At 49.2% G+C, this 22,247-nt stretch carries 24 protein-coding genes and 1 other RNA gene; 12 read left to right on the forward strand and 13 right to left on the reverse strand.

Translation table 11 applies throughout. The features are described from left to right. Nucleotides 1-1,377, reverse strand: coding sequence for an ammonium transporter (locus tag DX130_RS10860; protein WP_116045085.1), 1,377 nt, complete (start codon nucleotides 1,375-1,377; stop codon nucleotides 1-3). A gap of 354 nt (nucleotides 1,378-1,731) precedes the next feature. Between DX130_RS10860 and DX130_RS10865 the strand changes: the two genes are divergently transcribed. Both DX130_RS10865 and DX130_RS10870 read left to right on the forward strand, forming a co-directional pair. After that, on the forward strand, nucleotides 1,732-2,172 hold the full coding sequence (locus tag DX130_RS10865; protein ID WP_206098791.1) for a MerR family transcriptional regulator: 441 nt from the start codon (nucleotides 1,732-1,734) through the stop codon (nucleotides 2,170-2,172). Between the two features lie 34 nt (nucleotides 2,173-2,206). Continuing rightward, nucleotides 2,207-2,872 carry a zinc metallopeptidase gene (locus DX130_RS10870; RefSeq protein WP_116045086.1) on the forward strand — a complete coding sequence of 222 codons (666 nt, stop codon included), beginning with the start codon at nucleotides 2,207-2,209 and terminating at the stop codon, nucleotides 2,870-2,872. 88 nt (nucleotides 2,873-2,960) lie between these two features. Here the strand turns inward: DX130_RS10870 and gltC are convergent, their stop codons facing one another. Beyond that, the gene (gltC, locus tag DX130_RS10875) at nucleotides 2,961-3,851 is read right to left on the reverse strand and encodes a glutamate biosynthesis transcriptional regulator GltC (RefSeq protein WP_116045088.1); all 891 of its coding nucleotides are present in this window, start codon (nucleotides 3,849-3,851) and stop codon (nucleotides 2,961-2,963) included. A gap of 137 nt (nucleotides 3,852-3,988) precedes the next feature. On the opposite strand from gltC, the gene tpx reads away from it, so the two are divergent. After that, nucleotides 3,989-4,513 (forward strand): thiol peroxidase, encoded by a 525-nt coding sequence (gene tpx / locus DX130_RS10880; protein WP_116045089.1) that lies wholly within the window; start codon nucleotides 3,989-3,991, stop codon nucleotides 4,511-4,513. Nucleotides 4,514-4,579: 66 nt separating this feature from the next. Here the strand turns inward: tpx and DX130_RS10885 are convergent, their stop codons facing one another. The 3 genes from DX130_RS10885 to DX130_RS10895 form a co-directional block, all read right to left on the reverse strand. Then, complete coding sequence (locus tag DX130_RS10885) at nucleotides 4,580-4,969, reverse strand: DUF1499 domain-containing protein (RefSeq protein ID WP_116045091.1); 390 nt, start codon at nucleotides 4,967-4,969, stop codon at nucleotides 4,580-4,582. Nucleotides 4,970-5,081: 112 nt separating this feature from the next. Next, nucleotides 5,082-5,264: non-coding RNA, 6S RNA (ssrS, locus tag DX130_RS10890), on the reverse strand. Between the two features lie 48 nt (nucleotides 5,265-5,312). Then, nucleotides 5,313-6,131, reverse strand: coding sequence for a YesL family protein (locus DX130_RS10895; RefSeq protein WP_116045092.1), 819 nt, complete (start codon nucleotides 6,129-6,131; stop codon nucleotides 5,313-5,315). Between the two features lie 160 nt (nucleotides 6,132-6,291). Between DX130_RS10895 and DX130_RS10900 the strand changes: the two genes are divergently transcribed. Further along, nucleotides 6,292-6,408, forward strand: a complete 117-nt coding sequence (locus DX130_RS10900) for a sporulation protein YjcZ (RefSeq protein ID WP_116045094.1) — start codon at nucleotides 6,292-6,294, stop codon at nucleotides 6,406-6,408. Nucleotides 6,409-6,489: 81 nt separating this feature from the next. Here DX130_RS10900 and cshA read toward each other — a convergent pair whose 3' ends face one another. Next, on the reverse strand, nucleotides 6,490-8,085 hold the full coding sequence (cshA, locus tag DX130_RS10905; RefSeq protein WP_116045096.1) for a degradosome RNA helicase CshA: 1,596 nt from the start codon (nucleotides 8,083-8,085) through the stop codon (nucleotides 6,490-6,492). 176 nt (nucleotides 8,086-8,261) lie between these two features. Here cshA and DX130_RS10910 point away from each other — a divergent pair, with 176 nt between their 5' ends. The 3 genes from DX130_RS10910 (at nucleotide 8,262) to DX130_RS10920 (ending at nucleotide 10,860) form a co-directional block, all read left to right on the forward strand. Continuing rightward, nucleotides 8,262-9,065: a YitT family protein gene (locus DX130_RS10910; protein ID WP_240644479.1), complete on the forward strand. Its 804-nt coding sequence runs from the start codon at nucleotides 8,262-8,264 to the stop codon at nucleotides 9,063-9,065. Between the two features lie 203 nt (nucleotides 9,066-9,268). Beyond that, the gene (locus DX130_RS10915; protein WP_116045099.1) at nucleotides 9,269-9,463 is read left to right on the forward strand and encodes a hypothetical protein; all 195 of its coding nucleotides are present in this window, start codon (nucleotides 9,269-9,271) and stop codon (nucleotides 9,461-9,463) included. Between the two features lie 200 nt (nucleotides 9,464-9,663). Next, a complete protein-coding gene (locus DX130_RS10920) occupies nucleotides 9,664-10,860 on the forward strand; it encodes a putative glycoside hydrolase (protein WP_116045101.1) in 1,197 nt (398 codons plus the stop codon). 94 nt (nucleotides 10,861-10,954) lie between these two features. Here DX130_RS10920 and pfkA read toward each other — a convergent pair whose 3' ends face one another. From pfkA to DX130_RS10935, 3 genes are all read right to left on the reverse strand, one after another. Then, complete coding sequence (pfkA, locus tag DX130_RS10925; RefSeq protein WP_116045103.1) at nucleotides 10,955-11,923, reverse strand: 6-phosphofructokinase; 969 nt, start codon at nucleotides 11,921-11,923, stop codon at nucleotides 10,955-10,957. A 27-nt stretch (nucleotides 11,924-11,950) separates the two neighbouring features. Next, nucleotides 11,951-12,979: a tetraprenyl-beta-curcumene synthase family protein gene (locus DX130_RS10930; protein ID WP_116045906.1), complete on the reverse strand. Its 1,029-nt coding sequence runs from the start codon at nucleotides 12,977-12,979 to the stop codon at nucleotides 11,951-11,953. An 81-nt stretch (nucleotides 12,980-13,060) separates the two neighbouring features. Beyond that, nucleotides 13,061-13,378: a hypothetical protein gene (locus DX130_RS10935; protein ID WP_116045105.1), complete on the reverse strand. Its 318-nt coding sequence runs from the start codon at nucleotides 13,376-13,378 to the stop codon at nucleotides 13,061-13,063. 124 nt (nucleotides 13,379-13,502) lie between these two features. Between DX130_RS10935 and DX130_RS10940 the strand changes: the two genes are divergently transcribed. After that, nucleotides 13,503-14,690 carry an MFS transporter gene (locus tag DX130_RS10940; protein WP_116045107.1) on the forward strand — a complete coding sequence of 396 codons (1,188 nt, stop codon included), beginning with the start codon at nucleotides 13,503-13,505 and terminating at the stop codon, nucleotides 14,688-14,690. Nucleotides 14,691-15,587: 897 nt separating this feature from the next. Here DX130_RS10940 and DX130_RS10945 read toward each other — a convergent pair. Further along, nucleotides 15,588-16,244: a hypothetical protein gene (locus DX130_RS10945; protein ID WP_116045109.1), complete on the reverse strand. Its 657-nt coding sequence runs from the start codon at nucleotides 16,242-16,244 to the stop codon at nucleotides 15,588-15,590. Nucleotides 16,245-16,711: 467 nt separating this feature from the next. Here DX130_RS10945 and DX130_RS10950 point away from each other — a divergent pair, with 467 nt between their 5' ends. Further along, nucleotides 16,712-17,140, forward strand: a complete 429-nt coding sequence (locus tag DX130_RS10950) for a hypothetical protein (protein ID WP_116045111.1) — start codon at nucleotides 16,712-16,714, stop codon at nucleotides 17,138-17,140. 87 nt (nucleotides 17,141-17,227) lie between these two features. Here the strand turns inward: DX130_RS10950 and DX130_RS10955 are convergent, their stop codons facing one another. Both DX130_RS10955 and DX130_RS10960 read right to left on the reverse strand, forming a co-directional pair. Continuing rightward, complete coding sequence (locus DX130_RS10955; protein ID WP_116045113.1) at nucleotides 17,228-17,425, reverse strand: cold-shock protein; 198 nt, start codon at nucleotides 17,423-17,425, stop codon at nucleotides 17,228-17,230. A gap of 97 nt (nucleotides 17,426-17,522) precedes the next feature. Further along, entirely contained in the window at nucleotides 17,523-18,230 is a 708-nt protein-coding gene (locus DX130_RS10960; protein ID WP_116045114.1) for a methyltransferase domain-containing protein, read from the reverse strand. Between the two features lie 160 nt (nucleotides 18,231-18,390). Here DX130_RS10960 and DX130_RS10965 point away from each other — a divergent pair, with 160 nt between their 5' ends. The 3 genes from DX130_RS10965 (at nucleotide 18,391) to pepF (ending at nucleotide 20,937) form a co-directional block, all read left to right on the forward strand. Beyond that, the gene (locus tag DX130_RS10965; protein WP_116045116.1) at nucleotides 18,391-18,624 is read left to right on the forward strand and encodes a hypothetical protein; all 234 of its coding nucleotides are present in this window, start codon (nucleotides 18,391-18,393) and stop codon (nucleotides 18,622-18,624) included. Between the two features lie 120 nt (nucleotides 18,625-18,744). Then, the gene (locus DX130_RS10970; protein ID WP_116045118.1) at nucleotides 18,745-18,936 is read left to right on the forward strand and encodes a hypothetical protein; all 192 of its coding nucleotides are present in this window, start codon (nucleotides 18,745-18,747) and stop codon (nucleotides 18,934-18,936) included. Between the two features lie 198 nt (nucleotides 18,937-19,134). Then, on the forward strand, nucleotides 19,135-20,937 hold the full coding sequence (pepF, locus tag DX130_RS10975; protein ID WP_240644480.1) for an oligoendopeptidase F: 1,803 nt from the start codon (nucleotides 19,135-19,137) through the stop codon (nucleotides 20,935-20,937). 440 nt (nucleotides 20,938-21,377) lie between these two features. On the opposite strand, the gene DX130_RS10980 is transcribed toward pepF, so the two are convergent. Then, nucleotides 21,378-22,235, reverse strand: coding sequence for a DUF92 domain-containing protein (locus DX130_RS10980; protein ID WP_116045122.1), 858 nt, complete (start codon nucleotides 22,233-22,235; stop codon nucleotides 21,378-21,380). Between the last annotated feature and the right edge of the window lie 12 nt (nucleotides 22,236-22,247).

Consider the following 22,247-nt stretch of genomic DNA (forward strand, 5'->3'; position numbering starts at 1 on the left):
TTAGCCTTGAATGCCTTGACCCGGTTTTTTCAATTGCTCAGGATAACCATAAGCGCCATGCTCGCTCAGGTCAAGACCGATAATTTCTTGCTCTTCCGTAACGCGGAAGCCAATGATCTTTTTCATAATGCCGAGTACGATGAAGGATGCAACGAATACGAATACCCCTGCGAATACAACGGACTGCAGTTGTACCCACATCTGCTTCCAACTGCCAGTGTCGATCAAGCCGCCTGTGCCTACGCCAACTTTATCCGCCAGCTCTTGCGTTGCGAAGATACCGTTCGCAAGCGTACCCCAGATGCCGGCCATGCCGTGAACCGACAGGGCATAGATCGGATCGTCAACTTTCAGTTTTTCGAACATCTTCACGCTATAGAATACAAGTACGCCGGACACAAGACCGATCACAACTGCCGCCCAAGGGTCAACAAACGCACAGGATGCCGTGATAGCAACAAGTCCGCCAAGCGTGCCGTTCAGCATCGCCGTAATGTCCGCTTTGCCTGTTACCGCCCAAGAAATTAGCAGCGCAGCGACACCGCCTGCACCTGCGCCAAGCATTGTCGTGAATGCTACATAAGTAAAGAATCCGTCGCCGATAGCAACTGTTGAGCCGGCATTGAAGCCGAACCAGCCAACCCACAGCAGGAGTACGGACAATGCCGTAAATACTTGGTTATGGCCCAATATTTCGTTCGCAGAGCCATCTTTGTTGAATTTGCCGATACGCGGCTTCAGCAGTATGGTAGCAACAAACGCCGCAACCGCACCGGACAAGTGAACGACAGTGGAGCCTGCGAAGTCTTGTGCCCCGTGATCAGCCAGCCAGCCGCCGCCCCAGATCCAGTGTGCAACTACTGGATAGATAATGGCGATGTAGAAGAGTGTAAATACGACATAAGAGGAGAGTTTGGCGCGTTCTGCGAAGCCACCCCATGCGATAGATAAGGAAATCGCTGCAAAGGCTAGTTGGAACAGGAAGAATACGGCGCTTGGATAACTTTCCGAGGCAGGATCGCCGGAAGTACCCGGATTGACGAAGAAATCGCCCCAACCGATAAATTTGCTAATGGCGCTCTCGGCATTGGCTCCGCCGAAGGCTATGCCATAACCAACTGCCCAATAGATGAGTGCCGCAAGACCTACTGTGAAAATCGTTTTGCCGGCTACGTGGCCTGCATTTTTCATACGAGTGGAGCCGGCTTCCAGAAGAATGAATCCGCCTTGCATCAATAATACGAGAATAAATGCAAGCATGACCCACAGGGAGTTCAATCCCATATCAAGCATTGCGCCGGACGGATCCGCTGCGAATGCGACAATCGGGAATACGATTGTCATTAATCCTAACGCGAGAAAAGTCTTCTTAACCAATACGACCACTCCTTTAATGTTATGTTTCCTTACACATGACGAAAGACTTAATGTCATTATAGTCAGAATAGCTTACTTTGACAATATGCATTTTCTATTTTTACAAAAAAAATCTAACGTTCGGCAATAAACCTAACACGAACGTTAGTCTTTTCTCGATAAACCTCCATATAATAGAGGAAACGCCAGGCCATCTTTCGCGTTTAGGCCTCTTTTGGGGCTAATGGGACATGAATGAACGGAATTGCACGAAAACTGCAAGTTGTCGAGTCGTTCACATGTCAGACGTTTGACTGTATGGTTGCTTACTATTATCATTAACTATAATGAAGAACGATCAAAGGCGGTGATAGGATGGATGCTATCCAATTATATCGGATCGGGGAATTGTCCAGGCTGTCCAGAGTCAGCGCAAGAACAATCGATTATTATACCTCAATGGGGCTTATTGAGCCTGCAAAGCGATCCGACAAAAACTACAGATTATATTCTCACGAAACTTTGCAGCGGCTGGAACGTATTGAGGATATGAAAAAGGACAAATATACGTTAGATGAGATTAAAGCCAGTCTGGATAGCTGGAGCAAAGTTACGCCGGAGGAGCAAATCTCCCTTAAGCTGACGGAGATCCAACAGCATCTGACGAAGCTGGAGCGCGAGGTTAAGGAACTTGAGCCCGTCATCAAACAGCTTAAGCCGCGTCAAGCGCATCGCTTCTACACGACGCTTACGCCTCAGACAGCCGCGTGTATCGAGGCTCTGATGCTATTAATGAACAAGAGCTCGCTCATGTAACGGTGTCCTACACCATAGTTTGGAGGAATGAATCATGATCATCCTGATAATTGCAGCCTTCGCTTTGACGGTCTGGGCACAGTTCCGAGTCAAGGGAACCTTCAAAAAATGGGCACAAGTACCGGCAAACAGCGGCCTCACAGGTTATCAAGCCGCCAGAAGAATGCTGGACAACAACGGCCTGCACGATGTACCTATTGAACCAGTTCAAGGCGCACTGACCGACCATTACGATCCGATCCACCGTGTTGTACGGTTATCGGAACCCGTATATTACGAGAATTCCATCTCGGCTATATCGGTCGCATGCCACGAGGTTGGACACGCAATCCAGCATTCCGTGTCTTATCCATTCTTGGTTGCCCGACACAAAATTTTCCCAGTCGTAAACTTCGCTTCCGGCATTGCGCCTTTCTTATTGCTTGCCGGGTTCCTATTCAGTCAATTCAGTCTGATCGGCATCGGAATTATCTTCTTCTCCGTTGCCGTCGTCTTCCAGCTCATTACGCTGCCTGTTGAATTCAATGCCAGCAGCAGAGCCCGTGACCTGATGATTTCCGAAGGATTTATTACGAACGACGAAGAAAGCGGCGTAGCCAAAGTATTGAATTCAGCCGCCCTAACTTATGTAGCAGCAGCCCTGCTATCCTTGCTGGAGCTCATTCGCTACATCTTGATTTTCACACAGAACCGCAACTAACATCACAAATAGAGAAGAGCCCTCTGACGGCCGTCATGCCGTCAGAGGGCTCTTCTCTTTGCACCCCTTAACTTCCCCCTGTCTCATGCTAATCGCGCTTGAAATACCGCAGCAGAAACCCGTGAAACAACTTCGCCACAAGTGGCAGCTTCTCGTTGCTCCGATGAACCAATCCGATCGTCCTCGTAACAGCAGGCTTCGAGATGCGAACCTTGGTAGGCTGCAATTGTCCGGATTGATAAAGCGCCAGCTCCGGCAGCAGACTCACTCCCATACCAGCTGCGACAAGTCCTCTAATCGTATCCGTCTCCTCGCCCTCGAAGCCGATCTTCGGTTCGAATCCAGCCTCCAGGCATGCCTCCCATACGATAGGTCTAAGCGAATAGCCCTCGCTGAATATGACGAACGTCTCGTCTTTCAACTGAACCAGCTCGATCTCCTCCTCGTCTGATAACGGATGCCCGGGCGGTAGAATCGCATACAACTCCTCTGTCAGCATCACTTCACCGCATACCTGCTCATGCTCCTTGGGGAACGGCGATATAAAGGCAAGATCGATTTCTCCCTTAACAAGATCCCGAATTAGCGAAGGATACATCCCTTGCTTGAAGCGAAATTTCACGTTCGGATGAAGCTTCCGGAACGCCGCAACAACTTGCGGAATAAGCCTGTTGCCCAGACTATGCGGAAAGCCAAGCCTGATCTCGCCTTTCTCCGGATCCAGAAATTCATGAACCTCGATAACGGCCCGCTCCAGATCGGACAATATCACTTCGGCCCTCTTCAAAAACAGCGCTCCCGCTGGCGTCAATTGCAGATTTCTCCCTTTCTGAACGAACAGCTTGACGCCAAGCTCCTCCTCCAGTTGGTGGATCTGACGACTAACTGCCGATTGCGCCACATGAAGCTCTTCCGCTGCTTGCGTGACATGTTCCTTCCGTGCGACTTTTACGAAATAATAAAGCTGTCGAAGTTCCATATGCCCTCTATCTCTCTCCCGTAATCAACCTGTATGTTGACCTTAAGTTTATTCACGCCATATATTGGACAAGCATAATTCATTACGATTATAATGATCACGTATCGCACAAACCCATTCCGAGGAGGAAACATGTAATGACACAACCACAAGAACGCGCAGGCGTTGCCACTTTCAAGGGCAACCCACTTACATTGATTGGCCCAGAATTGAAAGCAGGCGACAAGGCTCCGGACTTCTCCCTTAACAAATCCCTGGTAGAATCCGTTAGCCTGAGCGACTATGCAGGCAAAGTCAAACTCATTTCCGTCGTTCCATCCATCGATACAGGTGTATGTGACGCGCAAACACGCCGTTTCAACGAAGCTGCAGCCGCTCTTGGCGACAATGTCGCTGTTCTGACTGTAAGCGTGGATCTGCCTTTCGCACAAGCTCGCTGGTGCGGCGCAGCAGGCGTAGACAAGGTCGTCTTGCTCTCCGACTATAAGAACAATAGCTTTGGTGAAGCTTATGGCGTATTTATTAAAGAATTTGCTCTGGATATGCGCTCCATCTTCATCATCGATGGCGACAACATCATTCGTTATGTTGAATATCTCCCAGAGATGACAGAGCATCCAAACTACGAGCAAGCGATTGAAGCTGCCAAAGCGTTGATCTAATCCATTCAAACGGCTGACTGCAAACAAAGCGAGTGAAGGACACCCCTTCCTCGCTTTGTTTATGTATTAGCTATTTACCTTGAAAGCTCCAAGTTTCTTGTCCAAGACACGATAAATTTCCAATATGACGCGATAGTTGGAGCCGAGATCCCCTAAGGAGCCCCGGGAAGCGGAATAGACATCAACCGCAGATGTTAGCGGATTCACACTTATGACTGAAACGGTAATGTCCATCGTTCGACCCGACATCGTACGTTTCTCCATCACAATCTCTCCGACGGATTGCACTTCATGTAATACCTTGTAGCCTTGCATCTTCTTCAGAGTAGATATCACTTCTTCCCACGCCTTGTCCTTCGAAAGCTTGTAGAAGTGCGATTTCAGCAATGGATCCTTCGCTTTGTCGCCTGTCTGTTCATGACTGCGCAGCAGCCCGATTAAGGTCCGCTTCAACAACAAGAATCTCCCCCTCTAGCGTCTATATACATTACTTCTAATCATAACATGTTTTGGGATATGAAAAAAGAGCTTTCGTCGGATTTAACCAACTAATCGCTCTCATTGTCTTAGAAAACCCGCCTATGCCGTCCGACCCACATGTTTCTGAACCCGCTCTCGCAGGTGGGTGTCCGCAGCTTCGCTTTTGAGATCCCCTTTCGAGGGCATGTCAGCTACAAAGCAATATAGGTCTCCCGTGAAACAGCCATTGGTTCAAAACAACGAAGAGCCGTTACGAACATCGCAGGATGTATAGCTATTATAGACCGAACTTCACAAAAAGTAAACGCAGACGCCCCAATTATTTATTGGAATCATTCGGGTTGTCCTTGAGCAGCTCCTCGCGATTAAGCTCAGCCGCCTCTTCCGCCGCTTCTTCTTCAGACTGCTTCAATTTGTCAGCCTGTTCCTGCAGCTTGATGTAGATCAGATTGAAGTTCCAGAACGCCACAAACGCCACAAGGCTGCCCATAAAGAACGGAATGAGGAACGTCAGTTGGAACAAACTGATATAAATGATGATACCGCACATCATAACCGTCGACAGAGAACGAATCGGCTTGCCAATCGTAATCAATATCGCATTTTTAATCACTTGAAACGTTTTCATATGGTAATGCACAAGCATGGAGAAATAATTAAACAAGGAAGCAAACAGCAGTGCCAGGAACGCCAGGAAAATATACGATGCGATTGCCATTTGATCTCTATAGAAGAAATAATTCACGACCATCAATACAATCAGGATGGTATAGATGAACCCACCAATCATGCTTTGCTTGTAGTTCTCCTTATAACCCCGGAAGTACGTCTTAAACAAGGCCACATCAGACTCCCCCGTCACCCATTTTCGGGCGACAGTAAACATTGCTGCCGTTGCAGGGAATAAAGTGAGCGGAGCAACTACAGAAGTCACAATAATTGGCCACATCAGATAAGGCAGGACGCCACTTTCATTAAGCATCTCTTCCGTTATCCCTTGCGGATAAACAAAAACTAACGAAAAGACTAAAAATACAAACGGCAGCGAGCAAATAATCCACAAAAGATTAATGACCGCCAACCTCATGATCCATTCGGAGATTCGGTAGAATCCCCCCATAAGTCCTCTTGGTTCCATCAGATCTGCCTCCACAGTAAGTGAATGTCTTGCCGTTGCTGACAGGGGTCATTGGACCGCCCATTTTTGGAGGCGCTAGGCCCCCGTCTAATCCACTTGGACGTATTAGCATAGGATATTAGTGTTAACCCATTCAGATGATTAAAAGGAGGTTGCTACAATGGGCAACGTTGGTCCTGGTTATGCAGGTGGCTATGGCGGTTTTAATTCCGTAGGTGCCATTCTCGTCTTGTTTATCCTTTTGGTTATCATCACCAAAACAATCCTATGCTACTAAGCACTAAGCCCAGATAAAAAGAACGGGGAAGTCTGAGATGCCCGTAAGGCATCACGGACTTCCCCCGCTTTTTGTCGCGTATTAGTTGTCCTCGGACGAGCTCTTCGGACGACGGTAATCACTACGGCCTTCGCTGCTGCGCTTGCTGTAGCTTCCGCCACCGCTGCGGTTTTCGCTGCTGCTGCCACCGCGATAGCTGGATCCACTGCCGCTGCCGCTGCGTCTGTCATCGCGCCCGCGGTATCCACCGCCGCCGTTGCTGCCACTGCTGCGGTTGCCGCCATAAGAGGAGCCGCCGCCGCTGCTGCGGTTGAATGGACGACCGTTGGAACGGATATCCGGTCTGCGTTTCTTAGCGCGAAGCGGCTCTTCTGGAGTAAGCTCGATTTCAACATTTTTCTTCTCGCCTGTGAGCAGCTTTACAGCCGCTGCAAGAAGATGAACGGAATCATATTGCTCCAGCAATTGAATCGCAATCGCTTTGTATTCGTTGAACTCTTCGTTCTGTACCAATTCAAGCACGCGCTCTGCCGTTACGCGCTGCTTGCCTTCAATTGCTTCCGCCAAGCTAGGAAGCGGTTTGCGGCTCATACGTTGGCGCGTAATGCGCTCGATGAAATGCAGATGATCGATTTCACGCGGCGTAACGAACGACCACGCTGTACCTTCTTTGCCTGCGCGTCCTGTACGGCCGATACGGTGAACGTAGCTCTCCGGATCTTGCGGCAAGTCAAAGTTGATAACATGAGTAACGCCCGATACGTCGAGACCGCGAGCCGCAACGTCAGTCGCTACAAGCACTTCGATGCTGCCATCGCGGAATTTGCGCATAACGTTATCACGTTGATTCTGCGACAAGTCGCCATGCAGACCGTCAGCAGAGTATCCGCGCTTCTGGAGCGCTTCGCTAAGCTCGTCTACGCGGCGCTTCGTCCGTCCGAAGATGATCGCAAGATCAGGGGATTCCATATCCAGCAAACGGCTAAGTGCTTCGAACTTCTGGCGCTCATGCACTTCAATGTACGATTGCTCAATGGAAGGTGCAGTAATCTGCTTCGGAATAACTGATACATGCTCAGGGTCCTTCAGGAATTGCTGAGCAAGCTTCTGGATGTTGACCGGCATTGTAGCGGAGAACAACATCGTTTGGCGCTCTTCAGGGACAAGCTTCAAGATGGATTGGATATCTTCCATGAAGCCCATGTCCAGCATTTCGTCCGCTTCGTCCAATACGACAGTCTGAACGTCTTCCAAACGAATCGTCTTGCGGTTAATGTGGTCAAGCAAACGACCTGGTGTTCCGATAATAATTTGCGGCCGTTTCTTCAGCGCGCGAATCTGACGGCCAATCTCTTGACCACCATAGATTGGCAGCGAACGTAAGCCTTTGTATCGAGTAAGCTTCCCGATCTCTTCTGCCACCTGAATAGCGAGTTCACGGGTCGGCGTCATAATCAATGCGACAATGCGATCCTCACTTGTCGGAATTTTGTTAATAAGCGGGATTCCGAACGCCGCTGTCTTTCCTGTACCGGTCTGGGCTTGGCCAATCAAATCTCGGCCTGTCATAGCCACTGGGATGGATTTAGACTGAATCGGGGTCGATTCCTCGAATCCAAGTTCCGTAATTGCTTGCAACACTTTAGGTTCCAAGCCAAATTCAGCAAATGTTTTCAAACTTTTCTCATACTCCTTCTATCTACAGCCTTCTTAGAGAATATCCAAATCATTATAGCACAACTTAGAAGATGAATACCAGTTAACATTGGAAAGCCATACTAAACCGACAAATATTACGGTTTGGAGTGATGGCATTGAATCATTACAAACGGCGCTATTTGCTGACCCTGCCCATGATGACACTCGGCTCTTTGCTCGTAGCAACAGGCTTCAATTTGTTTCTGATCCCCCATCAATTGCTGAGCGGCGGCTTGTCCGGCATATCCATGATGATCGGTTATATTACAGGCGGCAATATTGCCTGGCTGTATCTGCTGCTGAACTTGCCTGTTTTAATCTGGGGCTGGTTCGCACTTGGCAGACGGTTCGTATTATGGAGCATCTACTCCGTCATCATGGCCACCTTGTTTCTCCAGCTTGTACCCCTTACACTCGTCGCGGATGATATTCTGCTTGGCGCCGTCTTTGGGGGCATTATCGTTGGCTTCGGAAGCGGGCTTGCGCTTCGTTACGGGGGTTCCTCCGGCGGTTTTGACATTGTCGCATCCATCGTCACCCGCAAGCGAGACTTGCCCATTGGCATGATCATTTTTCTGCTTAACGGCCTGGTCATTGCCATTCTCATTTTGTTTCTAGGGGATTGGGACCTCGCTTTGTACTCCTTGTTCGCTATCTTCACAGCCGGCAAAATAATTGATCTGATTCACGTCAAGCACCTGAAAGTGACCGCTTTTATTGTCACAACCAAAACAGAAGAAATATTAGCCCAATTGCTTCCCCATCCCCGCGGCATAACCATCCTGCGGACAAGGGGCGCCTATTCTTCAAATGAAAAAGACTTGCTGATGACCGTACGCACCAAATTCGAGCTTGCCGAGTTATGTAAAACCATTGTGACCATCGATCCACACGCTTTTATCAATATTGTAGAAACAGCCGGCGTTGTGGGTGACTTCAGACGGCACGAGTCCAATTAATCTACGCATGTATGGATTTTCCTGTCAGCAACTATGTTTTTGAAAATGTTCCTGTTATAATGGAAATATCCCGCAGCTTAATGCGGGTATTCGACTAACAACGGGAATGACCATGTTGCTCGAATACCCCAAAAGTTTCATGCCATAGTTTTCCCCTGTCGCTTTCTAGTTCATCACAATTAGGATGAAAGGGTGAGGCTAAGATGGATATGGAAACGGTCAAATTGTCACAGATTGTAGAAAGACTCGCCCCGGAGCTCAGTCCTTTTCTAACTTCCCGCGAGCTGGACCTCACAATCGTGCTTAGGGATGGTCTGGAAGTGCTGGAACCCGCTGATGCTATGGAGATTGTGCAGCACAGCATATGCACTGGGCAGAAACAAACTTTGATACAATGACAGTTTAGTTCGGGAAGTACGTTTTGAACCTGCAAGCCAGCCGACTTATGTCTCGGCTGGCTTTTTTGTTCGCTTCTCAATCAGAAAAGTTTACGATTCATCCGCAAGTGGTAAAAAAGGGGGATGACCCGGACAACAACTCTGGCTTATACTTTGGATAAGATGCTTTTCATCAGATCAGACCGCAAGGAGAGAGCTTAATGGACATAATCGTTACGGCCTTCATGTTATTGTATAGTTTGCTTACAGGATCAGGTGAAGACAGCGCAAATGTTCAGAAGCTTGCCGTAGCCTATCTGAACGCCGCGGCTGGGGAAACGATCGTGCAGCCAGATTCCTCCGGCCTGCCTGGGGGCAAGCCAAGCGATCCGAATGGCGCGATAGTCAAGAAGGATCCGCAGCCGGACACGCCTCCTATAAGAGGCATCTACGTCACGGCTCACAGCGCCGGCGGCTCGCGCATGGAGTCCCTATTGAAACTCCTCGACGAAACCGATCTCAACAGTATGGTTATTGATATCAAAGACGATAACGGCTATATTACTTACCCGACTACGACGCCCGAGCTGCTTGAAGTCGGCACAGCCAAAAAATTTATCGGCAACATCGAGGAATTGATGACCACGCTGAAGACGCATGATATCTATCCGATCGCCAGAATCGTCGTTTTCAAGGATACGGTTCTATCTATCAAACGTCCTGACCTATCGTTCCTCCAGCCAGACGGAACCATCTGGAAGAACGGCCGAGGCGAGAGCTTTGTCAATCCCTATCGCCAGGAAGTGTGGGATTACAACATTGCGCTCGCGAAGGAAGCCGCCAAGCTTGGCTTCAAGGAGATCCAATTCGATTACGTCAGATTTCCTGAAGGATTCGAGAATCGGGCGGATACGCTCACATTCAATAAAACAGAGCTGTCCCGGGTCGATGCTGTGGCAGGCTTCGTGAAATATGCACGGGAGCAATTGGAGCCTCTAGGCGTGCGCATCTCCATCGATATATTCGGTTATGCGGCTTCCGTCCCGTCAGCTGAAGGGATTGGCCAAGACTTCGTCAAAATCTCGAACGACGTTCATGTCATCTCGCCGATGATTTATCCGAGCCATTACAGCACCGGATGGTTCAAGCAGAAAGCGCCTGACCTTAGTCCTTACGAGACGATCACAGGCGCCATGAACGATACGCATGACAAGTTGAAGGATACGGGCGAGCTGAAGCCGATTATCCGACCCTGGATACAGGACTTCACAGCAAGCTGGCTGGGCAAAGGGAATTACATGAAGTACGGAAAGACAGAAGTTGAAGCCCAGATCAAGGCGCTTCATGACTCCGGGGTAACCGAGTACCTGCTCTGGAATGCAGGCAACAAATATTCGCCGGGCGTCGATTATAAGTAAATGGAATCATAACGCAAAAAGGCGCACCCGATTGCTTAATCAATCGGATGCGCCTTTTGTATTGTCTATCGTTGAGATAAGCCGCCTGCCTCTATTATTGCGAAAGGCGAAGCGCCAGGTCATACATATTCATATCGAAAGGTTTCTTCGAATTCACAACTTCTTCGATATCTGTTGTAACAAGCTCGCCCTTCACGACGCCGCAAGATTTCCCGGAGTTGCCTTCAATCAGCTGTCTCACAGCGAAATCGCCCAGTCTGCTTGCCAGAATACGGTCAGCAGCTGTCGGTGTGCCACCGCGCTGAATGTGGCCCAGCACCGTCACTCTTGCTTCGATGCCGCTGATTTCAGTAATTTTTTGCGATACATCCTCGCCCTTTGCCGCGCCCTCAGCTACAACAATTATGCTGTGACGTTTGCCGTTCGCGAAGTTGGTTTTCATCCGTTCTGCCACTTCATTCAGATCGAATGGCACTTCCGGTACAAGAATCGTCTCCGCACCGCTGGCAAGCCCAGCATAAAGAGCGATGTCGCCGCAATGACGCCCCATTACTTCGACGATCGAAGAGCGCTCATGGGAAGACATCGTATCGCGAATTTTGTTGATCGCATCCACGACGATGCTAACAGCGGTATCGAAGCCGATCGTTACATCTGTGAACGGGATATCATTGTCAATTGTACCCGGCAGAGCCATCGTCTTGATACCCAGCTTGCTTAGCTTGTTCGCGCCTTGGTAAGAACCGTCGCCACCGATGACGACCAATCCTTCGATGCCGCGCGCACGCAAAATATCCGCACCATGCTGCTGGCCTTCCGGCGTCAGAAATTCCTTGCAGCGCGCTGTTTGCAAAATCGTACCTCCGCGCTGAATGATATCACCTACGCTGCGCAGGTCCATGGGACGCAAATCATCGTTCAACAGGCCCTGATAACCGCGTTGTACGCCGTATACCTCCAACCCGTGAAACAATGCGCTGCGAACGACGGCCCGTACAGCTGCGTTCATTCCTTGCGAGTCTCCCCCGCTCGTCAATACTGCGATCGATTTAACTGCAGTCATGATTAACTCCTCCACATTTACATAGTATTAAGCTTCTTGCTTGCGTATCCAAATGCTATTGATGAGGAAAAACAGCCGTGTGAGCGGACTGTTCTTCATCAGCTGCTTTGACACATCCTTTACTTCCGCCTGGTCCCGAACCTTCGGATCAGACAGATACAGCGCCAGCAGCCCTTCAATAATCAACTGGTGGAAGCGGGACGCAGGAAGTGACTTGACATCCTCCCTTGCCCTGCCTACGATTAGGCCGATACGCTCGACCATGAGGCTTTTATCCTCGTAATAGTTGCAAAAGTTTAGATCGCCGCCAATATGGTCTTCTTCTTGATCGATCAAATAATCAAGCATGATATGTAGACCGCATACATGCGGGAAATAAATATGCCGGATGGTTTCGGCATCCTTGGCAGACAAGCGCTCCTCGCTTGCGGCGAGAAACAGCATGAACATGCCCAGCGTCGAACCAGTTGCCGCAGCGAACTCGTTCCATCTGAGATGAGGATACTTGTGCTGATGCAGCTCCCACCAGGCCAGCAATTGAGGCTCGCGCAGATCCTTGCGGATATGCTTGTACACCTGCAAATCGCCGTACAGCCCTACCAACTCGGACACATGAATGCGCACATTCTCGTAGGAAGGAAGCAACGCTACATTATGCTGACATGTACGAACCAAATGATGCAGATATCCTCCATCATCCCGTTCGTCGCGAAGTGCATAATAGTCCTTCAGCTCTGCGTCCGGGTTGACGGCATCCAGCATCGATTGATGCAGCAGCCGAAAATCGTCTGCATCCAGCGATGTGCTGCGATCGCACAGATTGTCCAAATAATCGCTAATGGTCTGCAACGCCACAATAAGCGGAATGAGGACATCGCGATACTCCAAATTCGCCGCCGCATACACGCCGCCTCCTTGGCAATGGAACTTCTTGTCGTGCATGCTGCTCAGCGCTTGCGTCCGCAGCTCTTCATTCGGAATAGCTTCGGCGAGCGCCTTCAACTTGTCGAGTTCGGCACCAACGCCGGGCAATACATATTTATATACGCGATGCATTAGCTTAATGGGACCTTTGGGCGCTCTTCCGCCCGATATAGTCGTAAGTCTCACTTCGCACCCCCTTGCGAGAAAGTCCAGTCATGAATGCCGGCGCGATTCCAATTCCTGATTCATCCGATACCATATCAGCAAATCGTTGATACGGCTTGCCTGTTCTGCAATCTCATAATTGAGCACGCATGAACGCTTGAAATCCTCTTCTTCGTAAAGCTCTGATTGTTTGCCGTTGATCGTATGCTCCAGTTCCATGATTAGATCAGGAATACGGCCGCGGATCAACTCCCATCTCTCAATCATATGGGACTGCTCTTCTTCGCTGTACTGATTCCATTCCTTCTCTAGTGAAGGCAGATGTATGCGAAGCCGGTCATTCCACACAAAATTGTATCCCGCCATTGTAAACCTCCACTCATAAATGTACCATTTTGCAGGGTAATAATCCAGCCACAATTGGAAGGGCAGCCATGCTATACTGAATGATAATCTTTTTACAATTCAGAGACGGAGTGAATCTGCTGCCATGAATTCATCTGACACCGCTGCTGGCGGAATTTCGGCAACCGCCAAAAAGGAAACGCTTGCGTTGCGTGCGTTCAGCTTCTCTACCTATTCCACTCAAGCACTCATTATGTCCTTTATTCCCTTATACTTTCTATCCAAGGGATTTTCAGAAAGCCAGATCGGCATTATCTATTCTTCCGGCCTGTTCGTATCGATCTTCGCTAATATCATCACTGGACTTGCCAGCGATAAGTTCCAAACGATTCGAAAAATACTGATTGTACTGCTCTTCGGACAGCTTGCGATGATCGCTCTGTTGTTCCCTCTCGACAACTTTGCAATGGTCTGCATCGTCATGGCCGCCTTTTATTTCTTTCAAACGCCGATGAACCCGCAGAGTGACAGCCTTATTCTGCTCTCCAGCCAGTATACGGGGACGCCTTATGCTTTGATTCGGATTTTTGGCTCGCTCGGATTTGCGCTTAGCGCATATGGATTTGGCCTGCTGCTGAAAGCTATCGGCTCGGAATGGACCATTTTGGTGGCGTTATGTACCGTATCTATCTCGATCGTGTTGAGCCTGTTTATTAAAGACTACCGGGGCAGTTCGCGGAAGATTCAATTTGCCGGTTTCTTTAAGTTGCTAGGCCAGCGCAATGTCATGCTGTTCTTTTTGCTGATTTTGCTTATATCGACCGCGCATCGCATGTACGAGAGCTTTCTGGCTGTCACGATGCGCCAGCTGGGCGCAAGCGACTCGCTCATCGGGCTTGCGCTGCTTATCTCAGCCTGCAGCGAGATTCCGATCCTGTTCCTGCTCGGCAAGTACGGACATAAATTCAAGGAGCTGCCGCTGCTCATCTTCGCTTCGATCATGTACGGGGTTCGCATGTGGCTCCTCAGCGAGATCGAAGATCCGCGCTGGGTTGTCGCCACGCAAGCGATGCACAGCGTAACGTTCGGCGTCTACTTCTCCACGGCGCTGCGCTATATCTCGCAGCTAATCCCGGACGAATTCCGCGCCTCCGGCCAAGCCGTCTACACGGTCATCTGGACCGGTGTCGCCGGCCTCATCAGCGGCGTACTTGGCGGCCTCGTCTACGAGCAATTCGGCCGCGTCGCGTTCTACCATATCGCCACCGGCGTCGCTTGCTCCGCCGCACTTGGCTTCCTGCTCTACTTCTTCAGCAAGTATGGGAAGGGATGAGCGGTCGGGGGAGACTTAGGTAGTTATGATGCAAGAGGTTAGTTATAGTCACCTGTATGAACTCGTCTGAGTGGAGCAGCTGTAGTGGAGGCGCAGGTTACATATCAATTAAGTCGGTTTGAACGTCTTATTCCTGCTCTCTCAGCTGCTTCCATACTCTTAAGTCGATGTGAACGTCTTATTCCCCAAAAACCAGCTTTACTCTGCTTTTAAGTCGGTTTGAACGACCTACTCCTACTCTCTCAGCTGCTTCCATACTCTTAAGTCGATGTGAACGTCTTATTCCCCAATAACCGGCTTCACTCTGCTTTTAAGTCGGTTTGAACGACCTATTCCTGCTCTCTCAGCCGCTTCCATACTCTTAAGTCGATATGAACGTCTTATTCCCCAAAAACCAGCTTTACTCTGCTTTTAAGTCGGTTTGAACGTCTTACTCCTGCTCTCTCAGCCACCGCCTTACTCTTAAGTCGATGTGAGCGACTTAATCCCAAAAAAAACCGGCTTCACTCTGCTTTTAAGTCGGTTTGAGCGTCTTATTCCTGCTCTCTCAGCCACCGCCTTACTCTTAAGTCGATGTGAACGTCTTATTCCCCAATAATCGGCTTCACTCTGCTTTTAAGTCGGTTTGAACGTCTTATTCCTATCCTCTCAGCCGCTGCATTCATTTTAGTCGCTCTCACCGTCTTATCTCACGTCTCAAATTGTATGTTCGCATTAAGGTTCCTCGATCACTGTTAACTCTCTCTCAAAGGAGCCCGCTTTACCTGATCAAAGCACTGAGCAATTTTGAACGCTCTTCCCCTGCCGGCACCAATTCAAAATACAATTCTGTATAAATGACCCACTCTCACCATAATTACCTTATCCATTGCACCAAAAAATAACCTTGACTCTACGCTAACGTATTTGCTGCAATGCCCCTTCACAAAGGACATACTCATGATTTCTTTGTTTTAAAGGGCGCACAGGTTGTATAAGTTGCTTTTCTATCAGAGCAGTAATTGATCTCTTGCTAAAATCACGTTTCTTCCCCAAACAATCGCAGATATCCTTCAGTCGAAAGGGTCTGTTCAAACGTGCGACGTATCGAATAATCTCACACTCATAAAGTGTAATTGCATTGCCGCTGCTGCTGTATCTCCCAAGTAATTCATAAACATAACTTCTGCAAATTGCCGACTTTTTATCGAGTTCATCCCAGCTAAACGGAGCATAAACGTAACCCTTCAACAACATTGTCCGTACCCGACTCTTTTCAAAATTAAATCGATCCCTGGTTATCAACTCAACATGAGCACTATATCCATCACACTCAAACGCGATACGATACGGTTTGTAAAACGCATCAATAAACATACTCACACCGTTCGAACTCTTCATCTCATATTCAAGCTCGAAACCATCGAAGCTTCGAAAAATCGGCCAGATTACCTCCCGAAGCAACTTGACCGTACCTGTCAAATCACGTTCCAACATCTCTAGCCTTCTGGGGCTTGCCTTGCTTTTTTGTTCTACTAAGAACGCTTCAAACTGCTTTTCGAACAATGTATCCATCCACCATTGCCTCCTTAACATACTCTCAACGCAAAAATGCGCTGTCAGCCTCTTATGAGACGAACAGCGCATTCTTTACGCGGATGTATTTATTTGCTTCGATTGTACATGAGTTGCCGGAAGCATTCAATGTTAAGTTTCTCGCGAGTTTCTCGCGCACTAATCTGTAGGTGCTTATCTCTATGTGCTTCAAAAAAAGGATTCTACCCATTCCCAAACGAATTAATCCAGAAAGTGCTTCACTAGCTTATTAAGTTGCTCCACTCAAATGTTCAAAATAGCAGCCAATAAAGTCATCGCAAAATAATCGACGAAAATAGGACAACGATCGGAGTGATCAAGTATAGCATCACACACTGGAACGAGTGCAAAAATGTATAACGCTAGGCCCACTCTCCAAAATCGCACGAATCATTTTATATCAAGCATCCAACTACCATCTTACCTATACTGGAGGTCAGCTCACTGTGATTAGACATTGGTCAAAACTGTTTCTGCTACTCACCATACTCAGCTTATTCTCCGCATGCAGTCATTCTAAACCCAACACTCCTATTCAGTCAGAAAAACAGCTCTATCCATTCTATCCCGGCGACTTGAGTAAGGCCGACGAAATTCGGATTCGCAGCGGCTCGACAGGAGAACTGCACACATATACGGATCAGAACCAAGTCCAACTGTGGCTGGAGAGCATCCGAGATATTCCCTTCTTCGCTGCACCTGACCGGGAAGACAGCGTCGGGTACTTATATCATGTGTATATTCTAGAGCAAGGGGAAGAAACGCTTTCCTTCTATACGGCCTCCATAGGCAACCATTACTTTACTGATTCCGAGGAACTTCGCTCCAAAATTGAACAATTATTGTTGCTTCCAGCCACCTCAATCGCAATATGACCTGCCCCATAAACATAACAAAGGCTCCCTGATCACAGGGAGCCTTCTTCATACGATTAACTTGTTGCTTGCATCCGACCGATAAACCTATAGTTTATGGACGTTGGCCGCTTGAGCGCCGCGGTTTCCTTCTGTTACATCGAATTCGACCGCCTGGCCTTCCTCCAGTGATTTAAAGCCTTCGCTTTGAATCGCGGAGAAATGTACAAACACATCTTCCCCGTCCTCCACTTGGATGAAACCGTAGCCTTTTTCTGCATTAAACCATTTTACTGTACCTTTCAACGTTCATGACCTCCTAAATGTTCCGCTGATTGCATCAGCGTGAGATCATTATACCGAGTTGAAAATAAAATTGCAATTTCAGTAAAAAATGGTTCGTTTATGCCTTCTTTGTAATGGTAATCATACGATCGGAACCTGGAATGAACGGCAATCCCGATTCGAGGATTTCCGGCGTTCCTCCGGCTTGCCGCACAGCCTCCATTAATTCCTCCAGCTTCGCATACGGCTCCCATTTTAGCGATAGTAATGGATATACACGAATGATGCCACCAGGTCTGCATACACGCATCAGCTCGCGAATCGACGCTTTATGGAAGTCATACCCGAACTGCTCCACGTACAAAAAAAGAAAATGACTGCATAACACTAACGAAAAACGATTATCATCAAATGGCAACTCCGGCAACGATCCGCCGATATAGCGGTGTCCCCCTTCAGTTGATGCCACATGTTCCTCAAATAACTTTAGCGACTTTTCTCTGCCGCTGCGATGGTTCTCTATGGAACCGTAATAACTCCAGTCAAACCGTTCCTTGAGTCCATCCAGTTTGGCCGTAGACACCGCGATCTCCTCGCGTGCCTCTTCAACCCATGCTCCTATATCTCCTGAATAACGGGGATCGGCAGCCATCGCTTCATATCCTTTTTTTCTGGCCTCTGCCGTAAAAGATGAACCGCCGCCTGCAACATCCAAGATAGGTCCTGCCGCAAGCTCTTCTTTCTTCAATTGAAACATGGCCTGATACTCTGCGAATCCTCTGCACGTCATGGCGACGCCTACTTGCTCATAAAACGTTTTTGACATGTCCATCTCTCCTCATCTCTGCTCGTCTCAACTCGTCTCATCCTAGCGCAAACTTGTGCTGGAATGTTGCCATCTCAGCCGCTTCTTATTGCTTAGCGTCTTCATAATGGCTATCATGGTAACTATACCATAATTAACTTAGGTGAAGGTGGAAAATTTTATGTTTAAAAAACATCAAATCTACAAACAAGACAATTACAATATGTTGACTGTAGAGGTTCAGGGCAAAACGCTGATCATTCGTGAAATATCCGATCAATGGGGCGAGGAATGTCATACTTTTATCAGCCGTCCAGAAATGATGCATTGGGCTGAAAATCGCTTCCGTGCGGAAAAATTCGAAGGTAGAGAAGAAGAACTGCAAGCCATCATGGACGCTTTCCGTGAGGTATAGAGCCTTTTTACGACATTCCGTTCTGGTATCCCCCTGCAAATAAAAGGGATTGACCGCTGCGGCAGCGAACATAACGATACACCTGTACGCATAGAAACGTTAGGAGGCAATCAGATCAACATGGATCCAATGACATCTTCCGTTATCTTTATTATTGCGGCATTTTCCCTCGGAGCCGTCATCGTCATGAAACGAGATACCTTGCCGCCCAAGTTGCGCCGCGGAATGGCGATCATCTCGATCGCTATGATTGCGTTCGCTTTTTTCCTCATTGTGTACAGCTTGTTCACGATGGGCTCGGACGCAACTTAGTTTTTCGAAAAAATGGCATAACTTTCAACTCGACAGGGCATAGTATGGGCAAACTGTGTCTTGCGAGGTGATCTTTACATGAAATGGATACCCCTAGTGCTTGCGCTATCCTTAACTCAAGGCGCGGCAGCCCAGCCGGCAATTCCTCAGGAAACCGGCCATAAGCAATCCATCCCATCTATATCGAGGAGGAATACGATGAATCACGTACCGAAACGTTCCGAAACTGCGGTCGAAAACCGCTGGAAGCTGGAAGATTTGTTCGCTAATCAATCATCTTGGGACCAAGAATATGCCAAGGCTAAGGAATTGATCAAAAAAGCTGACCAGTTCCAAGGCAAGCTGAGCGATCCTGCCCAGCTTCAGGCTTGTTTCGAGCTGGAAGACGAGCTATCCCTCCACGTTGAGAGACTTTATGTATATGCTAATATGCGCCATCACGAAGATACTGCAGAACCTGTTAATCAGGCTCTTTCCGACAAATCAAAAAAACTCAGCGTGGAGACCGGCGAAGCGTTGTCGTTCGTAACACCTGAGGTGCTAAGCCTCTCCGACAGCGAGCTGGATGCGATGATCAACAATGAATCGCTTGCAAAATACCGCCATACGCTCGAAGAGATGAGACGGCAGAAAGCTCATATTTTGTCCAAAAACGAAGAAGCGCTTATGGCTCAGGTCGGCAATATCAGCTCTGCTCCCGGCACGATCTTCGGCATGCTGAACAATGCGGATTTGAAATTCCCTAAAGTGAAAAACGAAGCTGGTGAAGAAGTCGAGCTGTCACATGGGCGCTACATTCAGTTTCTGGAAAGCAAAAACCGCGATGTGCGCCGCGAAGCGTTCAAAGCGATGTACGATACATACGGCAGGCTGAAAAACACGATGGCCTCCACTTTGAACGCCAACGTGAACAAAAACGTATTTTATGCCAAGGCGCGCAAATACGACTCTGTGCTCGGCATGTCCCTCTACGGTGACAACATTCCGAAGGAAGTGTATACGAATCTAGTCGATACGATTCATAAGCATCTTCCACTCATGCACCGTTATATGGAGCTTCGCAAACGTCTGCTTGGACTAGATGAGCTGCATATGTACGACTTGTTCGCTCCGCTTGTAGACGAGTTTGATATGGAAATCAGCTTCGAGGAAGCGAAGAAAACGATCAGCGAAAGTTTGAAGCCGCTGGGCCAAGACTATCTGAACGTGTTGCAAGAGGGCTTTGATCAAGGCTGGATTGATGTTTATGAGAATGAAGGCAAACGCAGCGGCGCATACAGCTGGGGCGCATTCGGCACACATCCTTACGTGCTGTTGAACCACAAAGACAACTTGAACAGCATGTTTACGCTAACGCATGAGATGGGCCATGCTCTACACTCGTACTACTCCGATACGACTCAAAACTATCGGGACGCGCAATATACGATTTTCTTGGCAGAGGTGGCATCTACGCTGAATGAAGCGTTGCTGATGGATTATTTGCTCGGGAAGTCAACCGATGCGAAGGAAAAAATGTATCTGCTCACGTATTACGCAGACCAATTCCGTACGACAGTGTTCCGCCAGACGATGTTCGCAGAGTTTGAAAAGATTGTTCATGAGCGTTCGGAAGCGGGCGAATCGCTGACGCCTCAAGAATTGAGCAAAATCTATTACGACCTGAACAAGCTATATTATGGCCCTGGCATGGTTGTGGACCAGGATATCGAAATGGAATGGGCGCGTATCCCTCACTTCTACACCAGCTTCTATGTGTACAAATACGCGACTGGCTTCTCTGCGGCTACCAGCTTCTCAAAGCAGATTTTGGACGAGGGCGCTCCAGCTGTTGAACGCTACCTCGGTTTCTTGAAGAGCGGCGGCAGCGACTTCTCGATCAACATCCTGAAAAAAGCCGGCGTCGACATGTCCTCTCCTGAGCCAATCGAGCAGGCGATGAGCGTGTTCGAAGAGCTAATTGCGCAAATGGAGCAGCTTACGAGCAACAAAGCGAAGTAACACTCTGCGCGCCTAGAAGCGGCTTGCCTAGTTAGGTGGTCGTCGATGGGTTCGCTGAGGAAGGCCTTCACTATCCGCATATGTGGAAGTGAGGGTCTTTTTGTATGGAGTTTTGTACAAGAGGTAGAGCCGGACCATCTTTGGTTTGGTAGTAGCTCAATGAGAAAAAGTACATGGGAAAGGACTGTTGTTGTTATAGTTAGTTTCTGCTCAAACTTTTCATAAGCTTGTGGTCGTTTCGGCTTCCATAGAGGGCGTATGTTACACAATAATAGTTTGGCTGATAGCAAGCATAAACGGACACCACTGACCTCTGCACATCACTCTCACCAAGCAAAAAAGCAACTTCTACACGCTGGCGAATCACTCCCGCCAAGCAGAAAAACGGCTTCTCCACGCCGGCACATGAAGCATGTGCCAGCGGGAGAAGCCGCTTGTGTTTAGAGAAGCTGGCCAATGGCGAAGGCCAGCAGGCCAGCGATGAGCGACGACAGGAGGTTCACCCTGTCGTTGTCCAGCGCGGCGAAGCCGCGTATGTGCCGGGTCGGGCTGCCGCAATGCCCGGCCCTCTCCGTCTCGCTGCCGCATACCTGGCAGCGATACATGGCCTGGCCCGTCGCGCCGAGCAGCGAATCGGCGAAGGCGCCGGCCAGGCCAGCCGCGGCTGCTACGGCGATCAGTCCCGCCGCAGCATAGCCGCCTCCCCCCGCAGCCGCTTCGCCAGGCTGCGGGACAATCAGCAGCAGCGCTGCCACGGCGCCGATGAATGCGGCGCCGCCAAGCGCTGCTGCGCTGCCGAGCGGCGTAACTCCGCCGCTCGTGCCGGTCACTACCCGCTTGCCGCTCACGATCGATCGCGGCACCGAGCGGCTGAGCGCGCCGATCTCGGTCGCCCATGTATCGGCGTTGACCGAAGCCATGACGCCTATGTAGGCGAGCAGCCAGCCGTCATGGGGAAACAAGGCATGAAGAACGCACAGCACAAGGCCTGCGCCGCCGTTGGCCCATACTTGTCCGGCATCGCGGCGTCCGCCTTTGGCGTACTTCGCCTCGGCATCCCGTTTGGACCTTGCATGGCGCTTCCACTTCGACCAAAACGTAGACGAAATAAAAAAAGCGATCAGCACACCGAACCATACCGGCTCGCCAAAGGCAACAAATCCCGTCCCCATCGCCAGCGCAGACCAAGCTCCCGATCCCGACAATGCGCGGGCGCGGTAGGCTGCTGCGGCAGCGAGACCGCTGCCCAGCAGACCGATAAGCAGCCTCAGCCACCATTCATCGATAAATCCGACCATGTGCATCCCTTC

Origin of the sequence: Paenibacillus paeoniae (genome assembly GCF_003388735.1) — a bacterium.
Taxonomy (GTDB): domain Bacteria; phylum Bacillota; class Bacilli; order Paenibacillales; family Paenibacillaceae; genus Pristimantibacillus; species Pristimantibacillus paeoniae.